The following is a 13238-nucleotide window of genomic DNA, read 5'->3' on the forward strand; positions in this document are numbered from 1 at the left end:
GCGGGATTATGCCGCCGAACCGCCCATCGGGCGCCATGTCGGCCTTGAAAGCGTCAAGAAAACCCTTCAAGTTGCGTGGGTTGGCATGGGCTTAACCCAGTGCGCCGCCTGCCCTGAACAACATAGACCCTTAATCAACAAAGTCCCGTAGCATCAACTCGAGTTCGGTTTAACCAGATCCGGATATGTCATTGACGATGGCCCAAAGAATGAAGCGCCTCGGGATGCCGATTGCGGCGCTGTTCGGCGTGGCCGTGTTCGCCCTGATTGGAACCTCCTGGTTCCTCAACCGCGACGCGCTGCGCGAGGCGGTCGAGGCGCAGATCCGCGATGTCACCGGGCTCGACCTGGTGGTGTCAGGCGCGATCGACGTTTCGGTGTTTCCGGGCAGCTACGTCTCCTTTCACAATGTCGGGCTGAAGGGCGGCGGCACCACCGACCCCGCGCTGCAGGTCGATGTGCTGACCGCCAACCTGCGCTTGCTGCCATTGCTGCTGCGCCGCTTTGAAATCGCCGACGTCATGATGCTGCGGCCGCATATCCGCGTCATCAGGGACGCCGGCGGCGAGAGCAACTGGACGCCGTTCGTCGAACGGATCGCGCGCACGATGAGGCCCGGCGCCGAAAACCAGGTGTCGTTTTCCGAAATCAGAATCCAGGACGGCGTGCTCAAATATGAAGACGCCACCAACCACGTCACCGAGCAGCTCGGCGATATCGATCTGTCGCTGGCCTGGCCGTCGATCTCGCGCTCGTTCGCGGCGACCGGGCAATTCGACTGGCGCGGAGAGCGCGTCGACGGCTCGATCTCGGCGAGCGACTTCGTCGCGATGCTGTCGGGCGAGCGCTCGGGCCTGAAGGCGCGCCTCGTGAGCGCGCCGCTGAAACTGGCCTTCGACGGCTCGGTCGCCAACCGCACCAGCCTGATGATGGAAGGCACTGTGACCGTCGACAGCCTGTCGCTGCGCAACGCGCTGCGCTGGATGGGACAGCAGGTGCCCGGCAGCGGCGGGTTCGGCCGCTTCGCGCTGAAGGCCCGCGCCAATGTCGTCGGCGCCTCGGTCGCGCTGACCAATGTGAATGTCGAACTCGACGGTAACGTCGCCGAGGGCGTGATGACGGTAGCTAATAACGGCCGCCAGACGCTGCAGGCGACGCTTGCCGCAGGCAATCTCGACTTCACGCCGTACATCTCCACCGTCCGCCTGCTGGCCAGCGGCGCGCGCGACTGGAACCGGCAACTCTTCGACCTCACCTCACTGTCCGCCACCGATCTCGACATGCGCCTGTCGGCGGCGAGGGTGACGGTCGGCCCCACAAAACTCGGCCGCACCGCGTTTGGCGCCAACCTGCGCGGCGGCGCGCTGGCGTTATCGATCGGCGAAGCGCAGATGTATGGCGGCATCGCCAAGGGCTCGTTCGGGATCGCGCGTTCGGACGCGATCGCCGACGTCAAGGCGCAATTCCAGTTCACTGATGTCGACCTGCAGGCCTGCGCCAGCGAATTGTTCGGGATCACAAAACTGACCGGCCGCGGCAATCTCGGGGTTTCGCTGATGGCCTCCGGCTCGAGCCCGTTCGGGCTCGCTTCCTCGCTTGACGGCACGGCGACCATGATCGGCCATGACGGCGCGATCGCGGGCTTCAATGTCGAACAACTTTTGAAGCGGCTGGAGCGACGGCCCTTGTCCGGTGGCGGCAATTTGCGCTCAGGTTCGACGCCCTACGACAATCTCACGGTCTCGGTGCGCTTCAACGACGGCATCGCCACCGTCGAGGACGTCCGCGTCGACGGACCGACGACGCGCCTGACCCTGACAGGCACGGCTTCCGTGCCAGCCCGCGAATACGACCTCAAGGGCGTCGCCAGCCTGACGCCCGCGGCCAACGGCGGCGACAAGGGATTTGAGCTGCCGTTCGTGGTGCAGGGCCCGTGGGACGATCCGCTGGTATTCCCCGATCCCGAAAGCCTGATCCGCCGCTCGCCCGGCGCGGCGCCCTTGCTCGATGCCGTGAAGGACCGCAAGACGCGCGATGCGGTGCGCTCGGTGATCGAGCGGTTTACCGGCGGCGGGCAAAAGCCGGCGGTGCCGGAGGCGGCGGACGGAGCGAAGGCGAACTGATCTGGCCGCGTAGCCCGGATGAGCGAGAGCGACATCCGGGTCTTCGCTTGATCCCGCATATCGCTGCGCTCATGCGGGCTACTTGCCGCTGGCTCGTTGGATATGGCGGGTTGTCCGCGTTATGGTCGTACCATCTGAGCGGTGCTGACATCGCTGGCCCCTGTTGATGAAGTCTTCCAGCTCCGCCCGCTTGCGCGAGAGCAAAAGCTGCGCCCGCGCGTTGTTCAGGCCGGATTGATCGAGTTGGCGCGCAAGCTGGTCCAGCTCGCCAATCCGCCGGCGCAGGGCCTGGATCGTCTCATCGCTCACGGCGGCCCCGAGCCTTTTCCGTTCCGACGGAGACGCGAGCCAGTCTCCATCCCGGATCTGGCGCCGCGTTCGAGGGCCTCCGGCTCGCGGCACGCACATCCAGCTTCAGTCGCTCGTCGACATTGAGCAGCCGCTCCTCGCCGCCGAGCCGGTTCCGCTCGCCAATGAGGCCGAGCATGGCGACCCGCATCGCCATCAGATGCATCGCGGCCTCCGAGCAGTCCTCGGCCCGGTTGACCTGTTTGCGGATATTATCCTCCGCGCCCAGCATCTCCGCCCGTAAGAATTTGATTTTCCTTCTAATTTCATTGAGTTTGTTGTCCATGGGGCACCTCGCTGCGGTTGAACCCTATAAGAACAAATAAAGAACAAATTTCAAGTTAAGAGTCCACGGCGAAGCAAAGATTCTTTTAGGAGTTCCCGTTTGCCCCGCCTCCCCGACCAGATGGACGCCCCGATGACGCCCCGCCAACTGGCGACGCTCCGCACGCTCAGCGCCGAGGCGTACCAGCCAAAACTGTTCGAGAAGAACCTGACGGCGAGGGAAGCCGAGCGGCGGATTACGGCGCTGAAGGCGGAGATCGAGCTGGCGAACTCTTTCTGAGGGGCGGCCTACACGTATTCGTCCTGGAACAAGAAATCTCGTGGCTCATGCGGGCTACTTGCCGGGCTACGGCAACGAAGCCGAACTGACGCTTTCGTCTTGCGGACGCGCTTGCAGACCGAACGATGTCGATCTCGCCGCGCTCACACACCCGCCGACAAATTTCGACCAGCCGTGGAGAACACGGAAGTAGCCGGCCATCGGCGCTCGACGGGCTGCGATCAGGTTGTTAAGCCCGCCTCCGCCAAGGAGACTTTGAGTCGAGACATGACCGTTGCGATCGAGATGGGACACACGACGGCAGGTGCTCCGGCTACTCTGGACCTTGAGGAACTGCTTGCGACCCGCCTGCTGGTGCAGGGCAATTCGGGCTCCGGCAAATCCCATCTGCTGCGCCGGCTGCTGGAACAGAGTGCTCCCTGGGTGCAGCAGACCATCATCGACCCCGAAGGCGACTTCGTGGCGCTTGCCGACCGTTTCGGCCACCTCCTGATCGATGCCGAGGATCATACCGAGCGGGGCCTGCAGGTCGCCGGCGAGCGCGCGCGTATCCATCGCGTTTCCACGGTGCTCAATCTCGAGGGGCTCGACGCCGAGAACCAGATGCGGCGCGCCGCTGCCTTCCTCGGCGGGCTTTTCGACGTCGCCCGCGACCACTGGTACCCGATGCTGGTGGTGGTGGATGAGGCGCAGCTGTTCGCGCCGGCCGTCGCCGGCGAGGTTTCGGACGAGGCGCGCAAGCTCTCGCTCGGCGCCATGACGAACCTGATGTGCCGCGGCCGCAAACGCGGGCTTGCGGGGATCATCGCCACCCAGCGACTGGCGAAGCTCGCCAAGAACGTCGCCGCCGAGGCGTCCAATTTCCTCATGGGCCGAACCTTTCTGGATATCGACATGGCGCGCGCCGCCGACCTTCTGGGCATGGAGCGGCGACAGGCAGAGGCGTTCCGGGATCTGGAGCGCGGGCAATTCATGGCGCTGGGACCCGCCCTCTCCCGCCGTCCGCTGGGGCTGCGCATCGGTCCGACGGACACCACGCCGCGCAACGCGACCCCGCGCCTGATGCCGCTGCCGGAAGCGACACCGGACGCACGCGCCATCATCCTGGCAGCGCCGCCGCCCGAGAATAATCGGCCCCAGCGCCGGTCGCCGCCAGATCTCCTTGGCCAGCTCATGGCGGCGAAGTCAGCGGCGCTGGAGATACGTCCCGAAGCGACGGAGCAGCCGCCACTCAGCGCCGAGGAACTGGCGGAGCGGCATGAGCGCGTGGACCGTATTCTGCGCGCCGTCATGGCGGAACCCGACGCAGGCTTCCGTGCCATCGGCGTCCTCTATCAGGAGTTCGTGGTCCGCTGCCGAATAGAGGGCCTTGGTTCGGACGTGCCCGACCTGGCTGACTTCCGCCGCATGCTGACGCGCGCCCGCGCCGGGCTCGGCTCCGATATGGCAGAGGATGACGGGTGGCAGGATGTCTCGGTCCGCGCCTCACTCCTGCCGGAGGATATGCAGGGCGTCTTCATGATGATCGCCCGCGCCGCGAAGGAAGGTTGGCCGTGCCCGGGCGATGCGGCGATTGCCCGCGCCTATGGCTCACACTCGTTGCGCCGTGCACGGCGTCTTTTGACCTACATCGAGGAGCAGGGCCTCATCGTTTGCCAGCTTGACGGCGCCGGCCGGCGGATCGTGACGCTGGTCGAACTGGCCTGGGCGACGGCACCGGGCGACCCCAATGCCGAGGAACAGCAGGCGGAGCAAGGCTGCAGCAGCTCGGCGCCTTGATGCGACGGCAGAGCGCGCACTCAAAAACGACCACGCATCAAGCGCGCGTTGCGCTATAATCCGCTCTCGTCGCTGACCGCCTTTGGGCTATCTCGCTTAAAAGGAGCTTTGGGCTTGAGTGTTGCCTTCACCAAGGAAGACAGTGCCGAAACCGCGTCGGAGACCTTGCTTCCCGACCGCCCGATTTCACCTCATCCGAACCTTGTGACGGAAGCGGGATTGAAGGCGCTGGAATTTCAGCTCCACCAGGCTCGCGAGGCCTACGAGACCGCGCAGAAGATCGAAGACGTGAATGAACGGCGGCGGCAGGCAGCAACCCCTTTGCGCGACGCGCGCTACTTTGCGGCGAGAGTTCGGACGGCTCAGGTCATCCCCAATCCGACGTCGACTGACACTGTCGCCTTTGGGAGCACGGTGACCTTCAGGCGCGACGATGGGCGCGTGCAGAAATATCATATCGTGGGAGAGGACGAAGCCGACCCCAAGGCCGGCTCCATTTCCTTCGTATCCCCAGTGGCACGGCTTCTGATGGGCAAAGCCGTTGGGGATGTCGTCGGCACATCCGGTCAGGCGCTTGAGATCATCTCGATCTCGTAGCACGGAGAGTACCGGTGTTCGCACTAGGCACCCTGCAATCCGCCCTGGTTAGGATGGAGGTATAACGAGATCGTCGATTCGGATCGGAAACCGCCGCAGGCGAACGCCCGTCGCGTGCCAGACTGCATTCGCGACCGCGCCGGCCGAGCCCGTGACGCCGATTTCACCGACGCCCTTGATGCCAAGTGCGTTCACGTGCGGATCGTGTTCCTCGATCATGAGCGCTTCCAGGCTTGGTACGTCGGCGTTCACAGGGACGTGGTATTCGGCGAGGTTCGCGTTGATGATCCGGCCGGAACGACGATCGCTGACGGCTTGCTCGTGAAGCGCGAACGAAACGCCCCAGATCATCCCGCCGTAGATTTGGCTGCGGACCATACGCGGATTGATCACACGGCCCGCCGCAAATGCGCCAACAAGACGGGTGACGCGTATTTGACCGAGATCAGGATCGACCTTGACCTCGGCGAAAACGGCGCCGTGCGCATGCATGGCATAGGCTGACTGCGCGGCAGGGTCGGCGGCGCCCTTGCCGCGGGCATCGATCTCGCTGAGCCCGGCGCGGCCGAGGATATCCGCGTAGCTCTCGCTGCGGTTTTCATCATCGCGGCGGAAGAGACGGCCGTTGCGGGCGGTAACGCCGGCATTGCCTGCACCGAACAGTGGCGAGCGCTCGTCACCGGTCGCAAGATCGGCGAGTTTGGCAATGACGGCGGCGCCTGCATTGTGGATCGCCATGCCTGCGGTCGCGGTGTGGGCTGAGCCGCCGGCGATGCCTGCATCCGGCAGATCCGAGGTGCCCGATCTGAACTCCACCTCTTCAAGGCCGAGCCCGTCGGCAGCGATTTGCGCGAGCGCGGTCCAAGCGCCCTGACCCATGTCGTGAGCGCCGATTTCCATCACGCCCGATCCATCGCCGCGGATCGCCGCCCGCGCTTCGGCCTGGAACATAAGCGCGGGAAAAGTCGCGGTACCCACGCCCCAGCCAACCAGCAGACCGGTATCGTCACGCGTTTGTCGCGGCGCAAACTTTCGCTTCGACCAGCCAAAGCGTGCGGCGCCCTGGGTGTAGCATTCGCGCAGGGCTTTCGAGGAGAACGGTTTGCCGGAAATCGGCTCGACGTCGGCATAGTTCTTGAGACGGAAGGCAAGCGGATCCATCCCTGCGCTCCAGGCCGCTTCATCGATGGCGCTTTCGAGCGCGATCGAACCGGTGGCCTCGCCGGGAGCACGCATGAACAGCGGCGTACCGGTATCGACCCGGACGACCTCGTGTGAGGTCGAGATCGCAGGACTGGCGTACAGCGTATGCGAGGCATCGGCAGCCGGTTCGAAGAAATCGTCGAATGTACTCGATACCGTCCTGGCGTGATGGGCGATCGCGGTTAGCAGGCCATCGCCATCGATGCCGATGCGAAGCGTCTGACGGGTCGGCGCGCGGTGGCCGACCGGACCGTACATATGTTCACGACGCAGTACGAGCTTGACCGGTTGGCCGACCAGCCGCGCTGCCAGGATGCCGAGGATCTGCGGTCCGGAGATCAGTCCCTTGGAGCCGAAGCCACCTCCGAGATAAGGGCTGCGGATATGGATCTTGTTCGGCGCGATGCCGAACAACCCCGCGATCCGTCCCTGCGCCATGGCGAGACCCTGGCTCGGCGTGTCAATCGACAGGCTCTCGCCATCCCATGCCACCACGATCGCGTGCGGTTCCATGGCGTTGTGATACTGCGCGGGCGTCTCATAGATTGCGTCGATGCGTTTCGACGCCGCGGCCAAGCCCGCTTTCACGTCACCCCGATGCATCTCGGACGGATTACCGACGCCAACGGCCGGCGGCACGAAGCTTTCATCGGCATCGAGCCCAACGCGGGCCGGCAGCGCTTCATAGCGAGGCGCCAGCAGCGCGGCGCCTTCCGTCGCGGACTCCAGCGTTTTTGCAATCACCACCGCGATCGGCTGGTTCGCGTAGCGCACCTTGTCGTTCTGCAGGAGATCGAGCCGGAACATGAATGGGTTGGTCTTGGCGTCTGGATCTTCCGCGAGCGGCGGCCGGTTGGCTGATGTCATCACCTCGACGACATCGGGATGATTTTTCGCCGCCTGCACGTCAAGGAAGACCACGCGACCGCGCGCGATGCTGCTGACCGCCATCACGGCATGCAGCATGCCGGGCGGATGGTTGTCCGCGGCATAGCGGGCTTGGCCCTTTACCTTCAGCAACCCCTCGCGGCGGGTCAGCGGCTGGCCGATATTCGAGCCGTGCCGGACATTCGCCGGCGTCTGCGTCAAGCTGATTTCAAGCGACATGAAGCGCTCCGGAAACCGAGGAAAAGGCAGAAGCGGGCAGCGCGGGAATACGATCCGGCGTTCCCGCCGCGGCGAGCGTCAGGGTGCGAACGAGAATCCGCTGCGCCAATTCGATCTTGAAAAGATTGTCTCCGGACGGTTTGGCATCGGCGAGCGCTACCTGTGCCGCGCGACGGAAGGCATCGGCAGTTGGTCCGGCGCCTGCCAGTCCCTCTTCTGCCGCACGGGCACGCCATGGTTTGGCGGCGACCCCACCGAGCGCAAGCCGAACGTCCTTGATCTTGCCTTGTTCTATCCGCAGCGCGGCGGCGGCCGACACGACGGCAAAAGCATATGAGGTGCGTTCGCGGACCTTCAAGTAGCGTGCATGCGGCGCGAAAGCGCGTGCCTCGGCGGGCAATCGCAGCGCCACGATCAGATCGCCGGGCTCCAGCACATTTTCCTGCTCAGGCGTATCGCCGGGGAGGCGATGCAGGCTCTCCAGCGCGACCTCGCGCCGGCCGTTCCTGCCCTCGATCTCCACGACGGCATCGAGCGCAACCAGCGGCACGCAGAAATCCGACGGGTGGGTCGCGATGCAGGCCTTGCTCCAGCCGAGAACGGCATGCAGCCGATTCTCGCCGTCGCCCGCGTCGCAGCCCGAGCCGGGCCTGCGCTTATTGCAAGCGCTGGCGACGTCGTAAAAATATCCGCAACGCGTCCGCTGCAGCAGATTGCCGCCGACGGTCGCAGCGTTGCGAAGCTGCGCCGAAGCCCCTGACAGCAGCGCTTCGGTAACGGCTGGATAGCATCTTGCGAAATCAGGATCATGCGCCAGATCGGCATTGCGGACGAGCGTACCGATACGGAGGCCGCCGTCAGGCAGGCGTTCGACGCGATCGAGCCCGGGCAGGCGCGTGATGTCGACCAGACGGCTTGGGTGCGCAATGCCGCCCTTCATCAAGTCGAGCAAATTGGTGCCGGACGCGAGATAAGCAGCGTCAGGTCGGCTGGCGGCGGTGACGGCATCGGAAATGGTCGCGGGCCTGATATATTCGAAATTATTCATGCGGAGCGCCTCTGGTTGGAATCGGCGAGGCTTTGCCGGGCTTCCAGCACGGCTTCAGTGATGCCGGCATAGGCACCGCACCGGCAGAGATTTCCGCTCATGGCTTCACGAATCCGTTCGGGGTCGTCGCCGGTTTGCGCTTCCTGGATCAGGCCGATCGCGCTCATGATCTGGCCCGGCGTGCAGAACCCGCACTGGAAGCCGTCATGCGCGATGAACGCAGCCTGCACCGGGTGCAACTGGTCGCCGCGTGAGACACCCTCGATGGTGAGCACGTTGGCACCGTCATGGCTGACCGCCAGGGCCAGGCACGAATTGACCCGCCGTCCGTCAACCAGGACCGTGCAGGCGCCGCACTGGCCGCGGTCGCATCCTTTCTTGGTACCCGTCAGGTCGAGCCGCTCGCGCAGCAGATCGAGCAGCGTCACACGGGGGTCGTCCAGTTCGACGTCCCGCCGCGCACCGTTAACGGTGAGGCCGATGGAGAAACTCATGTAAGCTCCAATCAATGCTATGATCCGAACCGGATCGGCGCGGATCGATCAGCCGCCCTTTCCAGGTCTTCTATCCACCGCCATATGCGGAGGCATCCTCCGTTTTCAAGAGGCCGCCGGAAGAATGATCGATGCGGGGGCCGAGGCTTCCGAAAAAATCATTCTCAATCAACGGGATGAGAGTTAATACGGCTCCACGTCAACGGTTCGTGATTAAGACAACAGGTATGGCGAAACAGTCGACAGACACGGTTCGGAGGCCGCGCGCGGACGCGATTCGCAATCGAGAGCGCGTGCTGTCGGCCGCAAAAGTCGTGTTCAGCGCGGGTGGTGCGGAAGCGAGCCTGGAGGCCGTCGCGAAACGGGCTGGTGTTGGCATCGGTACGCTCTACCGCCACTTCCCGACGCGTCAGGATCTGTTCGAAGCAGTCTATCGCCGCGAGGTGCAACAGCTCGTCGAACTGGCCGAAGAATTGCAGAATGCGCCCGCGCCCGTCGATGCCCTGCGCCGTTGGCTGCGATCCAATGTCGAGTTCGTCGCCACCAAGAAGGGCATGTCCGCCGCGCTGGCGCTCGCCGTTCACGGCTCGTCGGATCTCGCGGCGTTTACGTTCGATCGCCTGGCCAAAGCCGTTGGCGCCTTGCTCGATCGCGCGATAGCGGCCGGCGAGATACGGTCGGACATCAGCCCGGAGGACTTGCTGCGTGCCCTCGTCGGCATGTGCTACATGCACGACCAGCCTGGCTGGCAGAAAAGCGTGATGCGGTTGGTCGACGTCTTCGTCGATGGCCTGCGCGTGCAGGCCAAGGCCGATCGGGGTTCAAAGTTGTCATCGCGCGGCGCCGCGTCAGGGAAGCCGGTAAATCGGCGGCGTGAAGTCGGCAAGAGCTTGAAATAAAATCGAGGCTGTCGATCAGGCCGCAACATTCGAATTCCGACGTGGCTGGAGTTCCGGCAAACCACGAGCGAACCGCCGTTTCCGTTCGCTGAAACGCGCTTCTTCGGTCACGCGTTCAAATCAGTTCTTTTGACAAATGTCCGCCTTGGGGCCAGAAGCGGCCGTTCGACCCGGTGGAACAGCGAACCAGGCAAACCCCGACTTCCGTAGAGCGACCAAGCCCCAGCATTTCGGCCGTCTTACATACCACTTTCCGATCAGCCTTTTGTCCCGCTACTATCGGCGCATGGCCCGATCCTGCCTTCCGGACAAGAGAAGGTTTCGGGGCGTGCGTTGTGGTTCCAGGGAGGACAAAATGGCCGCGATCATGAACGAACCGCTCTCACGCCATGCCCTCGCCTTCGTTCTTGCGGGCGGTCGCGGAAGCCGGCTCCTGGAGCTTACCGACAGGCGCGCCAAGCCGGCGGTGTACTTCGGCGGAAAATCGCGCATCATCGATTTCGCCCTCTCCAACGCGGTGAACTCCGGAATTCGCCGGATCGCGGTTGCAACCCAATACAAGGCTCACAGCCTGATCAGGCATCTGCAAATGGGTTGGAACTTCTTTCGTCCGGAGCGCAACGAGAGTTTCGATATCCTGCCGGCAAGCCAGCGCGTCTCCGAGACGAACTGGTACCTTGGAACGGCTGACGCCGTTTATCAGAACATCGACATCATCGAGTCGCACGATGCCAAATTCATCGTGCTTCTCGCCGGAGATCACATCTACAAGATGGACTACGAACGCATGCTGAAGCAGCATGTCGAGCAACGCGCCGACGTCACGATCGGCTGCCTGGAGATGCCGCGCGCGGAGTCGAGCGGCTTCGGAATCATGCACGTGGACGACAATGGCATCGTCCTGTCCTTTCTCGAGAAGCCGGCCGATCCGCCGCCGATGCCTGGCAAACCCGACACGTCATTGGCCAGCATGGGAATCTATGTATTCGATTCGAAATTCCTGTTCGACGAGTTGCGGCGAGACGCGAACGACCCGAATTCGAGCCATGATTTCGGCAAGGACCTGATCCCCTACCTCGTCAAGAACGGCCGGGCGGTGGCTCACCAATTCTCCACCTCCTGCGTCAGGTCCGACGACGATCCACGAGCCTATTGGCGGGACGTGGGAACCGTGGATGCCTACTGGGCCGCCAACATTGACCTCACCGACGTCCTCCCCGAGCTCGATCTTTACGACCGTGCATGGCCGATCTGGACCCATGCCGAGATCACGCCTCCCGCCAAATTTGTTCACGATGAGGATGATCGGCGCGGACAGGCGGTGACTTCGCTTGTCTCCGGAGGATGCATCATTTCTGGCGCCGCATTGCGCCGCTCCCTGCTTTTCACCGGGGTGCACGTCAATTCGTATGCAAACGTGGAAAATGCCGTCGTCATGCCTTACGTGAATGTGGGCCGGCGTGCGCGGTTGAATAATGTCGTGATCGATCGCGGCGTTCAAATCCCGGAAGGTCTCGTGGTTGGCGAAGATCCCGAACTGGATGCGAAACGGTTTCGAACCACCCCGAACGGCATCACGCTCATTACGCAGCCGATGATCGACAGGCTCGATGCATGACGTCGCTTCGCGTTCTTGCGGTCGCCTCCGAAATCTATCCGATCGTCAAGACGGGGGGCCTGGCCGACGTCGTCGGCGCGCTCCCGACCGCGTTGCGAGCGTACGACATCGAAACGCGGACCCTGGTGCCGGGATATCCCGATGTCATCAAGGCGCTTCCAGAAGCGGAGGAGCTCCTCCATGTGCCGCATTTTTTTGGCGGACCAGTCCGCCTGCTCTGCGGCTCGCATGGGAACCTCGACCTGCTGGTGCTCGATGCGCCGCATCTCTTTGCGCGGCCCGGCAACCCCTATGTGACCCCGGACGGCAAGGATTGGCCGGACAACGGCGTGCGCTTTACCGCGCTTTCGCGGATGGCGGCCGAAATCGGCCAGGGCGCCATTCCGTCATTCGTGCCTGATGTCGTGCACGCCCACGATTGGCAGGCCGGACTGACGCCTGCCTATTTGCACCTTGCCCACCAGCCCCGGCCCGCCATCGTGATGACGGTCCACAATCTGGCCTACCAGGGCAAGTTTCCGCATCAAATGCTCGACGCGTTCGGCTTGCCGCCTGAATCCTTTTCGATTCACGGGGTCGAATATTACGGAATGATCAGCTTCCTGAAAGCGGGCCTGCAATTCGCGGATCGCATCACGACGGTTTCCCCGACCTATGCGCGCGAGATTCAGACCGATGAGGGAGGCATGGGGCTGGGTGGATTGCTGCGCGAACGATCACAGGTCTTGAGTGGCATCCTCAACGGCATTGATACTTCCGTCTGGAACCCCGAGACCGATCCCGACATCGCCGCTCGTTTCAGCGCAACAGAGCTGGGATCCCGTGCGGCGAATAAATTGGCCCTCCAGCGCCGGCTTGGTCTTGATCCATCCCCAAACGCCCCGCTGCTGGGCGTGGTGAGCCGACTGTCCTGGCAGAAGGGACTGGATATCCTTCTCGAGAATGTCCCGACGATCCTCGGCGAAGGGATGCAGTTGGCCTTGCTTGGGAGCGGCGATCCGGATCTCCAGGATCGTTATCAGGCGGCCGCAAAAGCGAACGCGGGCCGGATAGCGGTTCTGATCGGCTACGACGAAGCTCTCGCCCATCTCATTCAGGCCGGCGCGGACGCCCTCGTCGTGCCGTCACGCTTCGAACCATGCGGCCTGACCCAGCTTTGCGCCTTGCGATATGGCGCTATCCCGATCGTATCGCAGGTCGGCGGCCTTGCGGATACTGTCATTGACGCGGAAGAGGTCGACACAGCCGGTGGCGCCGCAACCGGCTTCACGTTTGGACCAGTCACGGCCGAAGCTCTCGCTGGCGCCCTGCACCGAGCCAATATCCTGTGGCGAGACCAGCAAGCATGGCGAAGGTTGCAGCACAATGGCATGTCGACGGATGTATCATGGCGCAATCGGGCAAACCGCTACGCCGCCCTGTATCGCGATGTCGTCGCGGGCGGCCGGAGACAGTAA

12 protein-coding genes are annotated in these 13238 nt (G+C 63.6%); 7 read left to right on the forward strand and 5 right to left on the reverse strand.

Annotated elements, in window-relative coordinates:
* Window positions 1-197 precede the first annotated feature (197 nt).
* Window positions 198-2123, forward strand: a complete 1926-nt coding sequence (locus V1283_RS32385; RefSeq protein WP_334393255.1) for an AsmA family protein — start codon at window positions 198-200, stop codon at window positions 2121-2123.
* 78 nt (window positions 2124-2201) lie between these two features.
* On the opposite strand, the gene V1283_RS32390 is transcribed toward V1283_RS32385, so the two are convergent.
* The gene (locus V1283_RS32390; protein WP_334390684.1) at window positions 2202-2432 is read right to left on the reverse strand and encodes a hypothetical protein; all 231 of its coding nucleotides are present in this window, start codon (window positions 2430-2432) and stop codon (window positions 2202-2204) included.
* Window positions 2422-2757: a hypothetical protein gene (locus tag V1283_RS32395; protein ID WP_334390685.1), complete on the reverse strand. Its 336-nt coding sequence runs from the start codon at window positions 2755-2757 to the stop codon at window positions 2422-2424. Before V1283_RS32395 ends, V1283_RS32390 begins: the two co-directional genes overlap by 11 nt.
* A gap of 99 nt (window positions 2758-2856) precedes the next feature.
* Between V1283_RS32395 and V1283_RS32400 the strand changes: the two genes are divergently transcribed.
* The 3 genes from V1283_RS32400 to greA all read left to right on the forward strand — a co-directional run bounded on the left by V1283_RS32400 (window position 2857) and on the right by greA (window position 5412).
* Window positions 2857-3036 carry a DUF3072 domain-containing protein gene (locus tag V1283_RS32400; RefSeq protein ID WP_334390686.1) on the forward strand — a complete coding sequence of 60 codons (180 nt, stop codon included), beginning with the start codon at window positions 2857-2859 and terminating at the stop codon, window positions 3034-3036.
* 267 nt (window positions 3037-3303) lie between these two features.
* Window positions 3304-4815 (forward strand): ATP-binding protein, encoded by a 1512-nt coding sequence (locus tag V1283_RS32405; RefSeq protein ID WP_334390687.1) that lies wholly within the window; start codon window positions 3304-3306, stop codon window positions 4813-4815.
* A gap of 114 nt (window positions 4816-4929) precedes the next feature.
* Window positions 4930-5412: a transcription elongation factor GreA gene (gene greA, locus V1283_RS32410; protein ID WP_334393256.1), complete on the forward strand. Its 483-nt coding sequence runs from the start codon at window positions 4930-4932 to the stop codon at window positions 5410-5412.
* Between the two features lie 48 nt (window positions 5413-5460).
* On the opposite strand, the gene V1283_RS32415 is transcribed toward greA, so the two are convergent.
* Genes V1283_RS32415 through V1283_RS32425 form a run of 3 tightly spaced genes read right to left on the reverse strand, consistent with a single transcriptional unit; the run spans window position 5461 to window position 9264 of the window.
* Window positions 5461-7722: a xanthine dehydrogenase family protein molybdopterin-binding subunit gene (locus V1283_RS32415; RefSeq protein WP_334390688.1), complete on the reverse strand. Its 2262-nt coding sequence runs from the start codon at window positions 7720-7722 to the stop codon at window positions 5461-5463.
* A complete protein-coding gene (locus V1283_RS32420) occupies window positions 7712-8770 on the reverse strand; it encodes an FAD binding domain-containing protein (RefSeq protein WP_334390689.1) in 1059 nt (352 codons plus the stop codon). Before V1283_RS32420 ends, V1283_RS32415 begins: the two co-directional genes overlap by 11 nt.
* Complete coding sequence (locus tag V1283_RS32425; RefSeq protein WP_334390690.1) at window positions 8767-9264, reverse strand: (2Fe-2S)-binding protein; 498 nt, start codon at window positions 9262-9264, stop codon at window positions 8767-8769. Before V1283_RS32425 ends, V1283_RS32420 begins: the two co-directional genes overlap by 4 nt.
* A 227-nt stretch (window positions 9265-9491) precedes the next feature.
* Here V1283_RS32425 and V1283_RS32430 point away from each other — a divergent pair, with 227 nt between their 5' ends.
* The 3 genes from V1283_RS32430 (at window position 9492) to glgA (ending at window position 13238) form a co-directional block, all read left to right on the forward strand.
* The gene (locus tag V1283_RS32430) at window positions 9492-10163 is read left to right on the forward strand and encodes a TetR/AcrR family transcriptional regulator (protein WP_334390691.1); all 672 of its coding nucleotides are present in this window, start codon (window positions 9492-9494) and stop codon (window positions 10161-10163) included.
* 355 nt (window positions 10164-10518) lie between these two features.
* The gene (gene glgC / locus V1283_RS32435) at window positions 10519-11781 is read left to right on the forward strand and encodes a glucose-1-phosphate adenylyltransferase (RefSeq protein WP_334390692.1); all 1263 of its coding nucleotides are present in this window, start codon (window positions 10519-10521) and stop codon (window positions 11779-11781) included.
* A complete protein-coding gene (glgA, locus tag V1283_RS32440; protein ID WP_334390693.1) occupies window positions 11778-13238 on the forward strand; it encodes a glycogen synthase GlgA in 1461 nt (486 codons plus the stop codon). The genes glgC and glgA overlap by 4 nt, the downstream gene beginning before the upstream one ends.

Source organism: Bradyrhizobium sp. AZCC 2262, from assembly GCF_036924535.1.
Taxonomy (GTDB): domain Bacteria; phylum Pseudomonadota; class Alphaproteobacteria; order Rhizobiales; family Xanthobacteraceae; genus Bradyrhizobium.